The organism is Paracoccus niistensis (assembly GCF_042432925.1).
GTDB classification, from domain to species: Bacteria; Pseudomonadota; Alphaproteobacteria; order Rhodobacterales; family Rhodobacteraceae; genus Paracoccus; species Paracoccus niistensis.
In genome coordinates, this window is record NZ_JBHLWE010000039.1 from 1 (window position 1) to 17,734 (window position 17,734).

The following is a 17,734-nucleotide window of genomic DNA, read 5'->3' on the forward strand; positions in this document are numbered from 1 at the left end:
CCCCCATCTTCCAGGTCGCCGATTACGGACTGGTCGGCGATATCTTCACCGTCCTGCCGGAACTCACCGAAAAAGTCTGAGGGCTGGAGTTTTGAGGGCTGCCTAAGTCGAACGACTTCGGACAAACGATTATAATCATTGCCGTGAAGCAAATAACTGCTGTTCAGGCTTAGCCATTCGAGCCCGTTCACAGATCATCTACCTGCTCGACCCTAGGCAGGAAGCGGTAGACCGAAGAGCGTGCAATCCCCAACCGCCGAGCGATGGCGGTGGGGCTGAGCCGTTCCTCTTCATGCAGCCTTCGCACCTCCACCGGATCGATCTTCGGCCTTCGGCCCTGTAGACGCTGCGGACCTTGGCGGCGGCGAGCTGTTCGGGGTCTCAAGGCCGACTGTCTACCGGACGCTTGGGCGCCAGACCGCAGCGCCTGCGGTCAAGCCGGCCTGAGCGGGCAGCAGCGACTGCCCGGCGGTAATGGACAACGAGAGGGATATTGCAGGACTGCAGATCGTCGGTCGGCGGGCGGGCGGGGATTGAAGCAAGAGGCCCTGAGCTGCCGACCGTGCCCCCGGAACCGCAGTCTGGCTTCGTTGATGCGGCCGTTCATGCTTGCCACAACGCGATCACCCTCGTCAGGGCCTTGGCAGCAAGAAATTGACCGCGATCACCCGGCTCTCGTGGATCATGCCCGATCTCGTGTCGCCGGGCAGAGCCGCTTCGATACAGCCGGCCGTACGGAACCCTCGCCTGCCGCCCTCAAGCTCGCCCCAGGTCGGGCTCGAGATGCAATCAATCGGTTTCTGGCCCATAATCCTCTGTGCTGCTGCACTATTTCGGATTGCACGGTACGTCCCTTCGGTTTTTGGGCGAAGACAGGCCGGAAAGCGGATCAGGAACCGACCCACTCTCCTTTCGCGATCCATTTCAGTGCCGAGATCGAGGGCATGAACATGTATTCTCCACCGCGCAGGCGGTTGAAAGTGGTCACGCCGTTCACGCGGCGGCGGGCGGGTTCGTCGGGGATAGTGAAGGTGCCCGGCTCTTCGTGCAGGCCCACGATCGGGTCGAGTTCTTCCCCGAGGTCGATGAAGTTGCCGCGGTTGATCCACTCCTGCTGCAGGAACTCGATCGTGTCATAGGCGCGCGCGCTGATGAAGATGAAGAAGAGCCCGCGGGCGTCCTTGCCGTCATCCGCGGCTGTGACATCGGATGTCCATTTGGGGCCGAAGGTCGAAGGGCGGCGGATGATGCGCTTGATGTTCACATCCGTCAGGATCGTCATGCTGCTGTCGCGCGGGTTCAGTCGGCGGATATGCGAAGAATAAGGGCAGAGCAGCCCCTTCGGGTCGTCCCTGAAGGTGAAATCGTTGTTGCGTTCGGGGTCGGCACCCAAGTCTTCGTCGTCGTGGTCGGGCGACAGGATCAGGGGGGCGCCGCTGCGCCAGCGGCCGACCATCTTGGCCGCGAGCAGGTGCTGAGCCTCCTCGCTCTCGGCATGTTCGCGCAGGAAGTCGTTGAAGGCGCCGACGCGGCTGTTGTACTTGCGCAGGACGACATAGGTTCCGTTGCGCCCCAGTTCCGGCGGTTGCGGCACGCCGAGAGGCTGGCCCGTCTCGCTGTTCTCGCCCAGGATGAACTCGCCCGCGGCGATGGCCGGGCCGTCGCCCGGCAGCGGGTCCACGCCGCTGCCCGCGATGTTGGGCTGGGCGATGGCATCACGGAAGCCGAAGGGATTCTCGGCATCCTCGTCCGCGCCGAACTCATGGGTGGCGACCAGCGTGACGCCGCTGGAGCGCTCAAGTTCGGCCATGGCCTTGCCCACGGCCTTGTCGCGCGCCGCCTCGTCGGCGGCGAAGATGGTCAACGCGATGTGCAGCGTGCCGGGCTTGAACGGCTCTTCCCATGTCTCCGGTGCGTTCTCGCCGAAGTCGCGCAGCATCTCGGCCCGCGCGGCCATGCCCTGGCGGAAGGGCAGCGGAAAGCTCGACAGCGACTCCTCGGGCAGGCCGAGCGCCTTCAACCCCTCGTGGCTGATTGCCACGCCGACCCAGGATTCCATCTCGTTGGTCCAGTCCTCGGCCGAGGGGACGTGCTCGGCCAGGCGGCCCAGCAGGTCGCGCCCGCCACTGGCATCGTCCACATGCAGCATCGCATGGATGCCTACATATGGCTCCGGGCGCGACCGCAGGATCAGGCCCTGGATGTCGTCAAGCTGCAGCTTGACCCGGTCGCGGCGGAAGCGTTTGCGGAGGCTGGAGAGCAGGGCCATCAGTAATCCACCCCCTCCGGCTGGGACATCTTGTCGAGGAAGGCTTTCAGCGCCTTCGGGCCGCTGTTGTCGAGGTCGGTTCCGGCCACCTCGTCCATCATCTCGTTCACGGCCTTTTCCATGCGCTGCAGGCGGCGCACGTCCACGACCGTCACCTGCGGGTTGGCGACGAACCAGCCGGCGGCGTCGATCTGGTGCCTAGCGATGAAGTCCTTGACCGACGGATCGGCAATGCCCGGCCAGCCCTCGACCGACTGGAACAGCAGGTCCATCAGTTCGGGGATCTTGGTCGCGAAATCGTTGATATAGGCGTCCCAGTCGCCGTCATAGGTGGTGGCGAACAGGATCTTTGTGTCATTGTCGAAGAAGACGAAGCGCATGTCGTGCAGCGTCGAGACGCGCTGCGCGCCATCGAAGTTGCCGTTCGTCAGGTTGAAGATGCGGCGCAGCCGCTCGGCCCCGCCGGGCTTCAGCGTGGCGAAGGCGGTCAGTTCCGACACGTTGCCCGACTGTCGCCCGGCCCGCCCGGCGGTCTGCGACGTGCCCTTCAGTTCCGGATTGTGGCGGCGGACCATGGCTTCGAGCGCGATCTTGGCCAGTTGCGGCGCATCGCTCGCGACCTCCTCGATCTTGCGCCGGATTTCGGCCAACCTGCTTTCATCCTCCAGCCGCGGGTCGGGGCCGGTCTGGACCGGGCCGGCGCTCGCGCCTTCGGGCTTGTCTTTCGTCTCGTGCTTCTGGGCCATTGCACGGCTCCTTCTGGCTTGCTGGACCGGGCGCGGTCGTCAGTCGGGGATCTCGTCGAGCGTTGCCGGCTCATGCCGCTCGACAGCGTTGAGTTCGTGGCGACGCAGCGTCGATGCCGCGTAGGCGGCCCGCCGGATGCGGTTGATCGAACCCAGCGGCTGGTGCGCCTCGACGCACTGCCACGGGTTGAAGTGCAGCACGTCGTCGCCATAGACGCGCCGCGCGGGCGAAAAGGCGTCCTGCGCCTCGAAGGTCAGGCTCGCCAGCGACTGCTGGGGCGAGGACTCCTCGTCCCACTGCACGGCCGCATTCTCGATGGGCATCCTGTCGAGGTCAGTCGCAAGCTGGACGCGCAGCGTGTATTCGGCGCCCTGGTCGCGGAAGAAGTCCACCACCAGGTCGCGCATGGTCGAGAAGTCCACGTCCTTGATAATCCTGCCCGTCAGCGCGCGGACATTCTTGGACGCGGGCGCGAGCGAAATCTTGCCGATGTAGTCGCCAAAACGCAGCGCGCCCTGGGTGTGATAGGTTTCGCCCAGCAGATTGGCGTTGTCGCGCGCCAGTCCCTGCAGGGTTGCGCCGGGTTCGCGGCCGAAGACTTCGACGACGTCTTCGGCTCCCCGAGCGGCGGCCGCGACCATGCGCTGGAAGAAGTCTGGGGCGTTTGCATTCTTTTCCAACAAGCCCAGCATCTTCTTGTATTTCTGCACCGTCCCGAAAGCGAGAGCGGGAAAGTTGACCATCAGGAAGTCCTGGTTCCGGCCCGGCTCCTCTCCGGCAAGGCGCGCGCCCGGGACGTCCAGGATCTTGATCGCAAAGCCACGGGGGGCGGGAACCTCGTCGCTGTGGATGTCTCCGGGCGCCGATGACAGGCGGGCGATTACGTCATAGGTGGCGGGCTCGGCAAAGATGCCCTGACGCAGATGCGCGGGCAGGTCGTCATGGACCCTCAGCCTGCCCTTCAGGAAGCCGTGGCTTTTTGCATGGGCGTCGCGGATCGCGTGGCGGTGGCGGTCGAATGCCGCCAGATTGGTCGCGCCCATCTGCGACACGATCTCGTCGGTCAGCCGCGCCTCGTCGGGTTGCAGGACCTCTAGATCCGGGGACCACCTGACATAATCAATATCCATTGCGACTCCGTTCGCGATCCGCTCATGATCGGGTTGCGAGATCAAAGGCGGGCCTGTCACCGCTTGGCCGCCTAACGCGACATCCATTTGGAAGTTCATGCCGACGCCGCGTCACGTCCTGCCTGCTTCAAGGCCGCAAGACCTGAGTTTTCCTGTTCTTGCGCTTGCCGCTATTTGCGCCAGTCCGGCCATGACCTTCCCCGGCGCGAGGCAAGGGCTGGCCGATGCCGCGACGCGCCTTGAGCAGGGGGCAAGGCGCCTCTCCGGCAGCAGGGCGGCAGAGCCGGCACCTTTGCCCCGCTCCTCACGTTATGGTGGCGCGCAAGGGCGATCCCGGCCATCCATGCGGGCGCGGCAATAAACCACAAGGATCCTCATGACCTCGATCTCTTCCGACCTGCCCCCTTCGAAGCCAGCCCGACCTCGGTCCCAGGTGCTGCCCTATGTCGTCCTGCTGATCCTAGCGGCCTTGGTCGCGGGGCTGGTATGGTACGCCACCCGCCCTGTCGTCATGCTGGTGCAGGGCGAGGCCGAGGCGCCACGGGTCGATGTCAGCGCCCGCGTGCCCGGGCGCGTAGTCGAACTGGGCGCCGATGTGGGCGACAGGGTCGAGCAGGGGGCGCTGCTGGTGCGGCTGGAAAACGCGCAACTGACCACAAACCTGGGCGCCGCCCAAGCCGCACTGGTGGTGGCGCAGCGCAATGAGACCGCCATCGGCGCCACCCGGCCCGAAATCATCCGCGCCCGCGAGGCCGAATTGGCCGCGGCCGAGGCCGACTTGCAACTGGCGCAGGAAGCCGCAACCCGCGATCAGGCGCTGGAACAGCGCGGCGTCCGCTCGCAGGCAGTAATCGAGCAGAGCGCCCGCAACCTTGCCGCGGCCGAACGCAAGGTCGAGGCCGCGCAGGCGCAGCTGGACCTGACCCGCGCCGGCGCCAGCCCCGAGGAGCGCGCCGTGGCCGCGGCCCAGGTCGATCAGGCGCGCGCCGCGATTGGGCAGGCCGAGGCCAATATCGACGAACTGAACGTCACCGCCCCGCAAAGCGGCCAGGTGACCGGCCGCATGGTTGAATTGGGCGAGAACGTGGGCGCGGGCGCGCCACTGTTCACCATCGTCGATCTGGACGGGACCTGGTTCACCTTCAACATCCGCGAGAACCTTCTGGGCGGTCTGAAGGTGGGCGACCGGCTGCGGGTGCAGGTGCCGGCGCTGGATGCGCAGGTCGATGCGACGGTGACGCTGATCAATGCGCAGGGCGACTTCGCCAGCTGGCGCGCGACCCGGGCGACAGGCGACTTCGACCTGCGCAGCTTCGAGGTCCGCGCCGCCCCCGCCACGCCGGTTCCGGGGCTCCGCCCCGGCATGTCCGCCCTGATCCGGCCGGCGGAGGCAGAGGGCGAATGAGCGGTCTCGTCACGGCGATCCGGCGCGAGTTCCGGCTGATCCGCCGCCACCCGGCGCTGATCGGCTTGACGGTGGTGCTGCCCCTGGCTCTGTGCGTCCTGTTGGCCTTTGTCTTCCGCTCCGGAGTTGCCACCAACCTGCCAGTCGCCGTGGTCGATCTGGACCGCTCCAGCCTCTCGCGGCAGGTGGTGAGAATGCTGGACGCCACCCCTGACGTCGAAGTGTCCGCCCGGGCGGACAGCCTGCCCGAGGCGCGCTCGCTGATCCTGTCGGGCCGGGCGCGCGGCGCGCTGCTGCTGCCTGCGGGCTTCGAGCGCGACGCGCTGCGCGGCGCCCGGCCCGAGGCGGTGATCTTCTACGACAACCAGCACATGAGCGCCGGGTCGGTCGTCGCCCGCGGCGCCCGCAATGCCGTCACCGCCGCTTCGGGGGGCCTCAGCGTCAGCCTGCGCGAAGCTCAGGGGGCCGGTTCGTTGCAGGCCACGGCGGCGGCCCAGCCCATGCTGCTGCAGACGCATGCCCTGTTCAACCCCGCCCTCGACTATGTCGACTTCCTGCTGGCGGCGCTGATGCCGGCGGTGATCCAGCTGATGGCCGCCGCCGCGACCACCTATGCGGTATCGCTGGATTTCGGCCCGGGCCGCCACGCCCGCGTCCTGCCACGGCTGGCAGGCGGGTTATTGCCCGCAATGCTGGGCAAGCTGCTGCCATATACCTTCCTGTTCATGCTGATCCTCGGCATCTCTGACATCGGGCTTTACGGGTGGCTCGGGGTGCCGCTTCGCGGCTCGCTGCTGCTGATGGGGGTGGGGGCGGCGCTGTTCATCATCGCCTGCCAGCTGATCGGGGCGCTTTGCTTCCTTCTGACGCGCGATTTCGCCCGCGCGATCAGCTTCGTGGGCGTGATCCTGGCGCCAGCGCTGGGTTACATGGGCATCGGCTTCCCGCGCGGGGCGATGCCGCCCCTGGCGCAGGCGTGGTCCGCGCTGATCCCCGGCACTTGGTATATCCAGTTGCGCATCGACCAGTCGCTGCGCGCGACCCCCATGGATCTGTCCGTCTGGCCTGTCCTTTACCTTCTGGCGATTGCCGTCGCACTGGGATTGATCGTGCTGCTGCGCCTTGACCGGATGCGATCAGCGCTTGCTCCCGCCACGGCGCGCACGGCGAGGAGGACGGCATGAAGGCGATCCTGCGCGCGCTGCGGGCCGAGCTTGCGGCGATTTTCGGCGATCCGCAGATCCTGTCGGTGATGGTGGTGTCGCTGGCGATCTATGCGCTGATCTATCCCTATCCCTACCGGCCAGAACTGCTGCGCGAGGTGCCTGTGGCGGTGGTCGATCTGGATAACTCGGCCGGTTCGCGCCAGCTTGCGCGCGACATCGACGCCAGCGAAGCGGTGGCCGTCGTTGCCCGCCCGCCGACCATGGCAGAGGCCGAGCGGCTGGTCCACGAACGCCGCGCCTATGGCATCCTGCTGGTGCCGCAAGGCTTCGAGCGCGAGTTGCTGCGCGGTCGGCAAAGCCCCATCGCCATCTATGCCGACGCGAGCTACTTCCTGATGTATCAGAAGGCGCTGACCGGCATCGCCGGACCTGCCCGCACCACCGGCGTGCAGGTGCAGGTCGCGCGCCAACTGGCCACCGGCACCAGCCGCACCGAGGCCCTGTCGGGCGCCAGCCCCATCGCACTGGTTGAAGTGCCGCTGTTCAACCCGGCCGGCGGCTATGCCACCTACATCCTGCCCGCGGCCTTCGTGCTGATCCTGCAGCAGACGATGATGATGGGCCTTGGCCTTGTCGCCAGGCGCCGTGCGCCCTCGGCCGATCCGCTGCCGTGGCGGATGCTGGGTCGGGCCGCGGCGTGGCTGGGCCTCTATGCGCTGCTGCTGCCGATGTATCTGGTCGTGCTGCCTTGGGCCTATGGCCTGCCCTGGCTGGGCCATCTGCCGGCGCTGGCGATGCTGGGGGTGCCTTTCGTGCTCGCGGTCGGGTTCCTCGCGCAGGCCGTGGCCGCCGTGCTGCGCCGTGCCGAGATGGTGCAGATGGTGCTTCTGTCCTTGGGGATGCCGCTGTTCTTCCTGTCAGGCTTCTCCTGGCCCATCGAGTCGCTGCCGCCCCTGTTGCGAGCCGCCGCCCAGGCCATTCCCAGCACCGCGATGATCGAGGGCTATGTCCGCAGCGCCCAGATGGGGGCCGGACTGGCCGAACTGGCGCCCCTCATCCGCCAGCTCTGGCTTCTCGCGTTTGCCTATGCCGGAATCACCCTTCTGTTGCGCTTGGGCGCAAGCGGCTCGCGGCTTTCCGCAGCCCGGCCGCAAGTTCGGTCGCGGGAGGCGGGCGACGCCTTGTGAGGGCGTGCACGGAGGCAGGCGGCAAGGGTTGGGGCACGGCCAATCCGGACGCGGCCATGATCTCAGGATCTCAGGACCAGCCGACGCCCAGGTCATCAGGCCTGAATGAACGCGCAGTCGCACCACTTCTTCAGCATCGCGTAGCGGCGCGCGACCTGAGCAACGGACGCGCCCGGAGCCGTCCTCTGAAAACAGATCGACCGCTTCTCCTCGTCCGTCCAGAGCCGCTTCGTCCGACGCGCCACCGCCGCCCCATAGTGTCCACCATCCATAGTGGACACTATCGATCACTCCTTGAGCGTGGCAGGGCCATCACCTTGGAGTTCAAGGCGGTGAGCAACTGATGGGCGGCACCGGGATGAACATGACCGTTGTGCTTCTGGTGACGCTGCTTGCGGGGCCGGTCTATGCGCTGATGGTTCGGACGCCCATGGCCCGCGCCGGCTTCAACAAGCGCAAGGCGCGCTTTGCCGAGGGTCGGTCGAAAAAAGACCCGGAGACTGAGCTGATCGGCCCGCACCGGCCATTCTGGCGCAACTGGCTCTTGGCCTCGCTGCTCTTCGGCGGGATGACGGCGGCAATCATGGCTTTGGCAACCCGGATGAGCCGAACGCTATCTTTCCAGATTAAACTTACATAACGTTGACTATTGAAGTCGCATCTGGGGTAGCGCGTCCACGGGCGGCACGTGACAACCCGGCCGCCTGCGCGAAGGCACGGGCGGCCGGGACATCATGGACGGGGGCGCAGGGCGGCCCGCCTGCCCGGCCCTTGGGGCCGAAGCAGGCGGACGCCGCGCAAGGGTCAGCTTCCCTCGGCGCCGCTGACGGTGTCGAAGAACAGGTCGCGCCAGTCGCTGGTGTCCTGCTGGATCAGGCCGACCCGCGCCATGTAGTTGACGTAAGGCAGCAGCCGCTCGGGCGTGGTGGTCCAGCGCGTCTGCTCGTCGGTGATCAGGGCCACGACCTCCTCCTGCGTCATGGGCGAGGATTCGGCCTCGGACCAGATGCGGGCGGCCTCCTCGGGATTGGCCTTGATGAAGGCGATGCTTTCATCCAGCGCCGCCATGAAGACCTTCATGAACTCGGGGTTCTTCTCGACGAACTTGGCGCGGCTCCAGACCACGGTGAAGGTATGCGGGCCGCCGAGTACGTCGTAGCTGTCCACGACCTTGTGCGCGCGCTCGTCCTTCATCTCGAGGTTCTGGAACGGGGGCGATCCGAAATGCGCGTTGATCTCGGACTGCCCGCCCAGCAGCGCGAGCTGCGCGTCCGGGTGGCCCATCGAGACGGTGAAGGCGTCAAGATCGGCGTGGCGCCCCTCGCCCAGATACTTCTCGGCCGCCATCTGCAGGGTGATCGCCTGGATCGAGGTCTTGACCGCCGGCAGCGCGATCTTGTCCGAACGGTCGAAGTCGGCCAGTTCCCTGATCTCGGGATCGGTCGTGATCAGGTGCAGCGGCATGGACGACAGGGCCGCCACGCCCTTGACGCGCAGGTTGTTCTGGGTGCGCGCCCAGATCGTCAGCATGGGCGGCGTGCCCCCGGCGGCAAGGTCGAGGTTGCCCGACAGCAGCGCCTCGTTCATGCCCGACCCGCCCGTGAAGCGCAGCCATTCCGCCTCGACCTCGAGTCCGGCGGCGGCGGCGTGCTTCTGCAGCAGGTCCTGTTCCTCGATCAGCGTCAGCGGCAGGTAGCCGATGCCGAACTGCTTGGCGAGCCGCACCTTGATCGCCTCGGCCGAGGCGGGCAGCGCCGCGAAGCTTGCGATCCCCAGGGCCGCGATCATCGAGAAAAGCCGTGTGTTCATCCTGTCCTCCCTTGTTGTCGCCCCAAGGGCGAATGGGCGGCGCCCGCCGTGTGGGCGGGCGCCGCGTCCGGTCAGTGCTGCACGCCCCAGCGCTGGATGGTGCGGCGCTCGATGGTGCGGAAGACCAGGTTCTCGACCACGAGGCCGATCAGGATCACGGTCAAAAGCCCGGCGAAGACCATGGGGATGTCCAGCATGTTCTTGTTCTCGAAGATGAACCAGCCAAGCCCGCCCGAGCCTGAGGAGACGCCGAAGACCAGCTCGGCCGCGATCAGGGTCCGCCAGGCGAAGGCCCAGCCGATCTTGAGGCCCGTCAGGATCGACGGGAAGGCCGCCGGGATCAGGATCTTGGTGATAAAGCCCACGCCCTTCAGCCCGTAGTTCCGGCCGACCATCTTCAGCGTCTTGGACACGCCGAGGAAACCCGAATGCGTGTTCAGCGCGATGGCCCAGGTCACCGAATGGACCAGCACGAAGATGAGGCTCGCGTTGCCCAGCCCGAACCAGATCAGCGCCAGGGGCAGCAGCGCGATGGCAGGCAGCGGGTTGAACATCGAGGTCATGGTTTCAAGGAAATCGGTCCCGATGCGCGAGGCAATGGCCAGCGCCGTCAGCACCGCCGCAAGCCCGATGCCGATGGCGTAGCCGGTCAGCAGGACCTTGATCGACACCCAGGCCGCGGCCGGCAGCGTGCCGTTCATCACCGAGGTCAGGAACGCGCCCGCCGTCGCCGAGAAGGTCGGGAACAGCAGGTCGTTGTTCAGCGTGCGGCCGTAGAGTTCCCAGATGCCGGCCAGCACCACCAGGATCAGCAGCTTGCGCAGGGCGGGTTCGCGGTACAGCGTCTCGAAGGTGGACAGCTTCTGCTCGACCACGGTCATCTCGCCACCGAGCTCGACGTCCTTGTTGAAGATCTCGGGCCGGCGGCCGGTGGCGCCATGGCCGAAGTCGATGCGGGCGACGGCCTCAGACATGTTCAAGCTCCTCCTGCTTTTCATGGGCAAAGAGCGTCTCGTGGATGTAGCGCTCCAGCTCCGCGGCCTCTTTCGGGTCGGTGGTGCTGTTGATCTCGGCCTTGACGCGGCCGGGATGGGGGGACAGCAGCAGGATGCGGCTGCCGATCTTGATCGCCTCAGCGATGGAATGGGTGACGAACAGCACGGTGAAGCGGGTTTCCTCCCACAGCTTCAGCAGCTCGTCCTGCATCTTGCGCCGGGTCAGCGCGTCCAGCGCCGCGAAGGGCTCGTCCATCAGCAGGATGTCGGGCTCCATCGCCATGCCGCGCGCGATGGCCACGCGCTGCTTCATGCCGCCCGACAGCATGTGCGGATGGCTGTCGGCGAACTTGGACAGGCCCACCTTGTCCACGTAATGCAGGGCCTTCTCCTCGGCCTCGCGCTGCGACATGCGCTTGGCGCTTTGCAGGGCGAAGGCCACGTTCTGCTTGACCGTCTTCCAGGGCAGAAGCTGGTCGAACTCCTGGAAGACCATCATGCGGTCCGGCCCCGGTTCGGTGATCCGGCGGCCCTTCAGCGTCATCTCGCCCTCGGTCGGCGCCATGTAGCCGCCGACGGCCTTCTGCAGGGTGGACTTGCCGCAGCCCGATGGCCCCAGCAGGATGAAGCGGTCGCCCTGGTGCACGTCGAAGCTGACGCGATAGGTCGCCGTGACCAAGTGCTGGGGCGTCTTGTACTGAAGCGTCACGCCCTTGACGGCAAGCAGCGGTTCCTGTGGCTGCATGGTTCCTCCCTCGTATCTGGCTACGCGCGCCGCCTCCCGAACGATGCGCAGTCATGCTGGTCGTCCCCCGGCTTGGCCCTTGTCGCCATATGGCCCAAGGGTGCCTGCCTGCGGACTGGCCTGCCGGGAACCCGGCTATCAGGCCTCCTTCTTTCCTCCTGCACAAGGACCGCCCGAGCCGGGCAGGTCATGTTCCGGCCAGAGTATGGGAAAGATGCGGTTACCGAAATACATTAATGCTAATAGATAGGTGTAGGTAAACTTACAGAACGATGATTTCCCCTGTGGTTCTGCAACCGCAGGGCGCCTGCCCGTCGATCTCAGATGTAAGATCATCTTACCATTACCTTTAGCATTTAAGATTTTGTGTTAGCGGAACCCTGATCTAGCTGTTGGGCAATGTCCCAGCCAACAGGTGCGCCGTGAGCGAGAACACGAAGACACTGGAGGTTTCCGTCTGGCGCGGCACCCAGGAGGGCGGCGGCTTCCAGACCTTCAGCGTCCCCTCGCAGGAAAGCCAGACCGTTCTTGACGTGGTGAGCTGGATCCAGCAGTCCGCCGACCCGACGCTCACCTATCGCTATGCCTGCCGCGTGGGGATGTGCGGCTCCTGCGCCATGATGGTGAACGGAGAGCCGCGCTGGACCTGCCGCACCCATGTCAGCCGCGTGCTGGACGGCAACCGGCTGGAGATCGCGCCCCTGCGCAACCTGCCGGTCATCAAGGACCTGGCCGCCGACATGGACCCCTTCTTCGACAAGTGGATCAAGGCGGGCGGCGTCCATCGCCCCTCGCGCACGCGCCACGAGCCGATCCAGGAGGTCAGCCCCGAGGAACCCGGCCGGGTCGAGGCCAACAAGGCCATCGAATGCATCAACTGCTCGGTCTGCTATGCGGCCTGCGACACCGTGGCGGGCAACGAGGATTACCTCGGCCCCGCCGCCCTTCAGCGGGCCTGGACGCTTTTCAACGACGCCAAGGTGCAGGACCGGGGCGCGGTGCTGGACGCGGTCTCGGGCTCGGACGGCTGCCTCAACTGCCACACGCAGGGCAGCTGCACCCGCTATTGCCCGAACGAGCTTGACCCCCTCGGCGCCATCGCCGGCCTCAAGCGGGCGGTCGCCACCTCGTTCTTCCGGCGGAGGGCCTGAGGATGCTGAACCTCCGTCTCTACATGGCGCAGCGGCTCAGCGCGATGGTGATGGCGCCGCTGGTGCTGGGGCATATCGCGGTGATGATCTACGCGATCCAGGGCGGGCTTTCGACGGCCGAGATCCTGGGCCGCACGCAGGGCAGCATCCCGTGGCTGCTGTTTTACGGCACCTTTGTCCTGGCGGTGTCGGTCCATGCGGCGATCGGGCTGCGGGTGATCGTCCACGAGACGACCGGGCTGCGCGGCCGGGGGCTTGGGATCTTCACCTGGGGCGCGGGGGTCGTGCTGCTGACGATGGGGGCGCGCGCCGTGGCGGCCGTGACGATGCCATGAAGCTGAAACCGCACCGCCATCACCCGCTGTGGCTGGCCTACATGCTGCACCGGGTCTCGGGCCTGGGACTGGCGCTGTTCCTGCCCGCCCATTTCTACGTCCTCGCCATGGCGGTCCGCCGCCCCGACAGCCTGGACTACTTCCTGAACTTCGCGGCCAACCCGCTGGTGAAGGTGGCCGAGTTCGGGCTGGTCTTCCTGCTGGCGATCCACTTCTTCGGCGGCCTCCGGCTGCTCGCGCTCGAGTTCCTGCCTTGGTCGGCCCGCCAGAAAAGCCTGGCTGCGGCCTCGGTCGCGGGGGCCTTCCTGGTCTCGGGCACCTTCCTTCTGCGCGCGGTGTAATCATGTCCCTAAACCTCCGGATCGAACGCGAAGACACCGACATCCTGATCCTTGGCTCGGGGGGCGCGGGGCTGTTCGCGGCCCTTCACGCCCAGCAGACCGCGCCCGAGGGCACGCGCATCACCCTGGCCGTCAAGGGCCTGATCGGGAAATGCGGCTGCACGCGCATGGTGCAGGGCGGCTACAACGTCGCGCTCGGCGGCGGCGACACGGTCGAGCGGCATTTCATGGACACGATCCAGGGCGGCAAGTGGCTGCCCAACCAGGACATGGCCTGGCGGCTCTGCGAGCAGGCGGTCGTCCGCATCACCGAGCTTGAAAACGAGATCGGCTGCTTCTTCGACCGCAACCCGGACGGGACGCTGCACCAGAAGGCCTTTGCCGGCCAGACCGCCGACCGCACTGTCCACAAGGGCGACCTGACGGGCATCGAGATCATCAGCCGCCTGATGGAACACGTGCTCGCCCGCCCGATCCGCAAGCTGCAGGAGCACCGCGCCATCGGGCTGGTTCCGACAAAGGACGGCGCCTCGCTGGCGGGCGTGCTGTTCATCGACATGCGGACCGGCGGCTTCCGCTTCGTGCGCGCCAAATGCGTGATGATGGGCACGGGCGGCGGCCCGACCATGTACAAGTATCACACCCCCTCGGGCGACAAGACCATGGACGGGCTGGCGATGGCGCTGCGCATCGGCCTGCCCTTGCGCGACATGGAGATGGTGCAGTTCCATCCCACGGGCCTTCTGGCGGGCGACCACACCCGCATGACCGGCACCGTGCTGGAGGAAGGGCTGCGCGGCGCGGGCGGCCAGCTTCTGAACGCGCGGGGCGAGCGGTTCATGTTCGACTATGACGCGCGGGGCGAGCGCGCGACCCGCGACGTGGTCAGCCGCGGCATCTATGCCGAGATGCGCAAGAACAACGACCCCGCGCAGGTCGGCATGTTCATCTCGATGGGCCATCTCGGACCGGAAAACGTCCGCAAGAAGTTCGCGGGCATGGTCAAGCGCTGCGCCGACTGCGGCTTCGACCTGGCCGCGGGCAAGGTCGAGGTGGTGCCGACCGCGCATTACTTCATGGGCGGCGTGGTGGTCGATCCCGACACCCGCACCGCGATGGAAGGGCTTTACGTCGCGGGCGAGGACGCGGGCGGGGCGCATGGCTCGAACCGTCTGGGCGGCAACGGCGTGGCGAACTCGACCGTCTTCGGGGGCGTCGCGGGCGACGTGATGGGCATGGATGTCCGCCGCATGAGCCTGCGCGACCCCGACGAGACGGTGCTTGTCGCCGAGGTCGAGCGCGCGATCCACCCCCTGACCCGCAAGCCCGGCCATGTGCAGAGCCTGCGCCACAAGCTGCAGGAAGCCATGTGGGAGGACGTGGGCGTCATGCGGACCGGCGCCGGGCTTCAGCGCGGCCAGCGCCGGGTGGCCGAGATCGGGGCCGAACTGATGGACACGGGCGTCGATCCGGCGAACCTCGCCTTCAACCTGACCTGGCACGACTGGCTGAACGTGGCGTCCCTGACCGAGATCTCGGCCGTGATCGCGCGGGCGGGCGAGCTGCGCGAGAATTCCCGCGGCGCCCATTACCGCGAGGACTTCCCCGAGGCGGGCGACCTCGACAGTTCCTACTTCACCCTGGCGCAGATGAAGGGCGGCGAACTGACCCTGACGCGCGAACAGGTCCGCTTCACCATCGTCCGCCCCGGCGAGACCATTCTGCCCGAAAGCGAGCCCGAGACGCTGCTGGCGGCCCAGTGACGCCTTGGCCGCGCCGGCTTCAGGAGAAAAAGACGTGATCCCCATCCAACTCATCCAGTCCACCGCCGAGGACCTGATGGCCAAGGCCGCCATCGAGATCCCCGAGGATTACCTGAGCGGCCTCAAGGCCGCCGCCGCGACCGAGGACGGGGACCTGTCCTCCTTCGTGCTGCAGGCGATGCTGGAAAACTACGAGGCCGCCAAGCAGGACCGCCGCGCCATGTGCGGCGACACGGGCACGCCCCGCTGGTACGTCAAGATGGGCAACGACGCCCGGATCGAGGGCGGCCCCGTCGCGCTTGAGGCCGCGCTGCGGCGGGCGACTGCCAGCGCCACACGCTCGGTCCCGCTGCGACCGAACCGCGTCCATCCGCTGTGGCGCACGGACCATGACAACAACGTCGGCATCGGCGCGCCCGAGATCGAATACGGCTACGAGCCCCACGGCGAATGGATCGACCTCATCACGGTCCACAAGGGCGGGCTGTTCGGGACCGACTACCGGATGCTGTTCCCTTCGGACGGCATCCAGGGGATCAAGCGCTTCTATCTCGACAGCCTTGTCGCCTTCGGCAAGCGCGGGCTTGCCTGCCAGCCGGCGATCATCGGGATCGGCCTGGGCGGCTGCAAGGACACCTGCATGGTCCTGGGCAAGCGCGCGGCCTGCCTGCGCACGGTGGGCGACCGCAATTCCGACCCCCGCATCGCCGAACTGGAGGAGGAGCTGAAGGTCGTCGGCAACTCGATCGGCATGGGCGCCATGGGCTTTGTCGGCAAGAACATGGTGATCGATACCCATATCGAGGTCGGCTACTGCCACACCGGCGGGATGCAGATGTCGGTCCATGCCTTCTGCCTGTCCTCGCGCCGCGCCGTGGCCCGCATCCATGCCGACGGCCGGGTGGAACATCGCACCGATCCCGACTGGTTCACCCCCTACCAGCGCCGCGAGACGGTGGAATGGGAAGACGCCCCTGTTCTGGAGGCCGCCGAATGAAGCCGCGTGAAGTCGAGCTTTCGACCACCCCCACCCCCGAGGAGATCGCCGCCCTGCGCCTGGGCGACATCGTCTACCTGACCGGGCTGATGTATACGGCGCGCGAAGGCGTCTACATGCGGGCGCTGGAGGACAAGGCCAACATCCCGATGGAACTGCCCTCGCAGAGCGCGGCGAACTTCCATTGCTCGCCCGCCGCCAGCATCCGCGAGGACGGCAGCTTCGACATGGGCGCGGTAACGGCCACGGCCAGCTTCCGCTTCGCCAAGTGGCTGCCCGAATGGATCGCCAAGACGGGCGCCCGGCTGATCGTCGGCAAGGGCGGGATGTCGTCCAGGGACTACAAGGACTATTTCGTCCCGAACGGCGCCATCTACCTGTCCACCGTGGGCTACGGCACCGGCGCGCTTCTGGGCCGGGGGGTCGAGAATGTCGAGGCCGTCCACTGGAACGAGGAACTGGGGCTGGCGCAGGCCATGTGGGTGCTGAAATGCAACCGCATGGGGCCGTTCCTGGTCGCCTCGGACATGGAGGGCAACTGCCTCTTCGAGCGCGAGAACGCCCGCATCGCCGAGAACCTCGACCGCGTCTACGAGGGCACGAAGCCCGCGGTTCTCAAGCGCTTCGGCGAAACCGACAACCGGGCGGACGAGTTGATCGGATGACCGCCGCAGAGATGACGCAGGTGCCAAGCCGGATGTGGGAACGGGCACGCGAGCTTTTCCCCGGAATGGTCTCGGCCGTGACCGTGGCGCTGGCCGCCAAGTTCATCTCGGAACATTACGGCGCCCCCGTCATGCTGATGGCCCTGCTGCTGGGCATGGCCTTCACCTTCCTGGCCGAGCCGCAGTCCACGACCGCGCAGGGGGTGGAATTCGCCTCGAAGAAGCTGCTGCGCTTCGGCGTGGCGCTGCTGGGCCTGGGCATCACCGTCCAGCAGATCGCGGCGGCGGGACTGGCCGTGGTCGGCATCACGCTGGGGGGCGTCGCGCTGACCATCGGCGCGGGCGTCCTGCTGGCGCGGCTGTCGGGGCGCAGCCTTCCCTTCGGCCTGCTGACGGGCGGGGCGGTCGCGATCTGCGGCGCCTCGGCGGCGCTGGCGATTTCCTCGGTCCTGCCCAAGGACGACCCGACCCATGAACGCGACACGGTCTTCACCGTCATCGCGGTGACGGCGCTGTCCACGCTGGCGATGATCGTCTACCCGATGATCGGTTCGGCGTTCGGCCTGTCGGATCACGCGATGGGCGTCTTCTTCGGCGCCACGATCCATGACGTGGCCCAGGTCGTGGGCGCGGGCTATTCCGTGTCCGACGAGGCCGGCGCGACCGCCACCTTTGTCAAGCTGCTGCGGGTGGCGCTGCTGGTGCCGGTGGTCGTCACCTTGTCGCTGTGCTTTGCCCGCCATCCCGGCGCGCGGCAGGGCGGCAAGCTGCCGATCCCCTTCTTCGTGCTGGGCTTCGCGGCGCTGGTGCTGGTCGGCAGCACGAACCTCATCCCCCAGGCCGTCACCGCCACGCTGCTGGAACTGTCGCGCTGGTGCCTTGTCACGGCCATCGCCGCGCTTGGCATGAAGACCTCGCTGCGCAAGCTGGCCGAGGTCGGCCCCCGCGCCATCGCGATCGTCTGCGGGCTGACCGCGCTTCTGGCCGCCTTCGCGCTGAGCGCGATCCTAGCCCTGCATATCTGAACCC

19 protein-coding genes are annotated in these 17,734 nt (G+C 66.9%); 11 read left to right on the plus strand and 8 right to left on the minus strand.

Translation table 11 applies throughout. The annotated features are described in order from the left end of the window. The 5 genes from ACFFII_RS12885 to ACFFII_RS12905 all read right to left on the minus strand — a co-directional run. The coding region (locus ACFFII_RS12885) for a hypothetical protein (RefSeq protein WP_377699287.1) at nt 1-191 on the minus strand (191 nt) is incomplete at its 3' end. Continuing rightward, the gene (locus tag ACFFII_RS12890; protein ID WP_120444974.1) at nt 188-385 is read right to left on the minus strand and encodes a helix-turn-helix domain-containing protein; all 198 of its coding nucleotides are present in this window, start codon (nt 383-385) and stop codon (nt 188-190) included. The genes ACFFII_RS12885 and ACFFII_RS12890, both read right to left, overlap by 4 nt. A gap of 504 nt (nt 386-889) precedes the next feature. After that, on the minus strand, nt 890-2,269 hold the full coding sequence (locus ACFFII_RS12895; protein WP_120444972.1) for a Dyp-type peroxidase: 1,380 nt from the start codon (nt 2,267-2,269) through the stop codon (nt 890-892). Next, on the minus strand, nt 2,269-3,015 hold the full coding sequence (locus tag ACFFII_RS12900; RefSeq protein ID WP_080620786.1) for a hypothetical protein: 747 nt from the start codon (nt 3,013-3,015) through the stop codon (nt 2,269-2,271). Before ACFFII_RS12900 ends, ACFFII_RS12895 begins: the two co-directional genes overlap by 1 nt. A 39-nt stretch (nt 3,016-3,054) precedes the next feature. Then, nucleotides 3,055-4,146: a catalase family protein gene (locus tag ACFFII_RS12905; protein ID WP_377699288.1), complete on the minus strand. Its 1,092-nt coding sequence runs from the start codon at nt 4,144-4,146 to the stop codon at nt 3,055-3,057. Nucleotides 4,147-4,522: 376 nt separating this feature from the next. Between ACFFII_RS12905 and ACFFII_RS12910 the strand changes: the two genes are divergently transcribed. The 4 genes from ACFFII_RS12910 to ACFFII_RS12925 all read left to right on the plus strand — a co-directional run bounded on the left by ACFFII_RS12910 (nt 4,523) and on the right by ACFFII_RS12925 (nt 8,544). Next, entirely contained in the window at nt 4,523-5,551 is a 1,029-nt protein-coding gene (locus ACFFII_RS12910; RefSeq protein WP_377699289.1) for an HlyD family secretion protein, read from the plus strand. Beyond that, entirely contained in the window at nt 5,548-6,735 is a 1,188-nt protein-coding gene (locus tag ACFFII_RS12915) for an ABC transporter permease (RefSeq protein ID WP_377699290.1), read from the plus strand. The genes ACFFII_RS12910 and ACFFII_RS12915 overlap by 4 nt, the downstream gene beginning before the upstream one ends. Then, nucleotides 6,732-7,904, plus strand: coding sequence for an ABC transporter permease (locus ACFFII_RS12920; protein WP_377699291.1), 1,173 nt, complete (start codon nt 6,732-6,734; stop codon nt 7,902-7,904). The genes ACFFII_RS12915 and ACFFII_RS12920 overlap by 4 nt, the downstream gene beginning before the upstream one ends. Nucleotides 7,905-8,262: 358 nt before the next feature. After that, nucleotides 8,263-8,544 carry a hypothetical protein gene (locus ACFFII_RS12925; RefSeq protein ID WP_377699292.1) on the plus strand — a complete coding sequence of 94 codons (282 nt, stop codon included), beginning with the start codon at nt 8,263-8,265 and terminating at the stop codon, nt 8,542-8,544. Nucleotides 8,545-8,708: 164 nt separating this feature from the next. Here the strand turns inward: ACFFII_RS12925 and ACFFII_RS12930 are convergent, their stop codons facing one another. The 3 genes from ACFFII_RS12930 to ACFFII_RS12940 all read right to left on the minus strand — a co-directional run bounded on the left by ACFFII_RS12930 (nt 8,709) and on the right by ACFFII_RS12940 (nt 11,453). Then, nucleotides 8,709-9,713 (minus strand): ABC transporter substrate-binding protein, encoded by a 1,005-nt coding sequence (locus tag ACFFII_RS12930; protein ID WP_377699293.1) that lies wholly within the window; start codon nt 9,711-9,713, stop codon nt 8,709-8,711. A 71-nt stretch (nt 9,714-9,784) separates the two neighbouring features. Continuing rightward, on the minus strand, nt 9,785-10,687 hold the full coding sequence (locus ACFFII_RS12935) for an ABC transporter permease (protein ID WP_377699294.1): 903 nt from the start codon (nt 10,685-10,687) through the stop codon (nt 9,785-9,787). Next, nucleotides 10,680-11,453: an ABC transporter ATP-binding protein gene (locus ACFFII_RS12940; protein ID WP_377699295.1), complete on the minus strand. Its 774-nt coding sequence runs from the start codon at nt 11,451-11,453 to the stop codon at nt 10,680-10,682. The genes ACFFII_RS12935 and ACFFII_RS12940 overlap by 8 nt, the downstream gene beginning before the upstream one ends. Nucleotides 11,454-11,875: 422 nt before the next feature. Here ACFFII_RS12940 and ACFFII_RS12945 point away from each other — a divergent pair, with 422 nt between their 5' ends. From ACFFII_RS12945 to ACFFII_RS12975, 7 genes are read left to right on the plus strand one after another with little or no spacing between them, the layout of a single operon-like run. Continuing rightward, nucleotides 11,876-12,604 carry a succinate dehydrogenase/fumarate reductase iron-sulfur subunit gene (locus ACFFII_RS12945; protein ID WP_377699296.1) on the plus strand — a complete coding sequence of 243 codons (729 nt, stop codon included), beginning with the start codon at nt 11,876-11,878 and terminating at the stop codon, nt 12,602-12,604. A 2-nt stretch (nt 12,605-12,606) separates the two neighbouring features. Further along, nucleotides 12,607-12,939 carry a succinate dehydrogenase gene (locus ACFFII_RS12950; RefSeq protein ID WP_377699297.1) on the plus strand — a complete coding sequence of 111 codons (333 nt, stop codon included), beginning with the start codon at nt 12,607-12,609 and terminating at the stop codon, nt 12,937-12,939. Beyond that, the gene (gene sdhC, locus ACFFII_RS12955; protein ID WP_377699298.1) at nt 12,936-13,280 is read left to right on the plus strand and encodes a succinate dehydrogenase, cytochrome b556 subunit; all 345 of its coding nucleotides are present in this window, start codon (nt 12,936-12,938) and stop codon (nt 13,278-13,280) included. Before ACFFII_RS12950 ends, sdhC begins: the two co-directional genes overlap by 4 nt. A 2-nt stretch (nt 13,281-13,282) precedes the next feature. Then, nucleotides 13,283-15,043, plus strand: a complete 1,761-nt coding sequence (locus ACFFII_RS12960; protein ID WP_377699299.1) for an L-aspartate oxidase — start codon at nt 13,283-13,285, stop codon at nt 15,041-15,043. Nucleotides 15,044-15,077: 34 nt separating this feature from the next. Continuing rightward, a complete protein-coding gene (locus ACFFII_RS12965) occupies nt 15,078-16,040 on the plus strand; it encodes a fumarate hydratase (protein ID WP_377699300.1) in 963 nt (320 codons plus the stop codon). Continuing rightward, nucleotides 16,037-16,705 (plus strand): fumarate hydratase C-terminal domain-containing protein, encoded by a 669-nt coding sequence (locus tag ACFFII_RS12970; protein ID WP_377699301.1) that lies wholly within the window; start codon nt 16,037-16,039, stop codon nt 16,703-16,705. The genes ACFFII_RS12965 and ACFFII_RS12970 overlap by 4 nt, the downstream gene beginning before the upstream one ends. Further along, nucleotides 16,702-17,730 carry a YeiH family protein gene (locus ACFFII_RS12975; RefSeq protein WP_377699302.1) on the plus strand — a complete coding sequence of 343 codons (1,029 nt, stop codon included), beginning with the start codon at nt 16,702-16,704 and terminating at the stop codon, nt 17,728-17,730. The genes ACFFII_RS12970 and ACFFII_RS12975 overlap by 4 nt, the downstream gene beginning before the upstream one ends. The last annotated feature ends 4 nt before the right edge of the window (nt 17,731-17,734 follow it).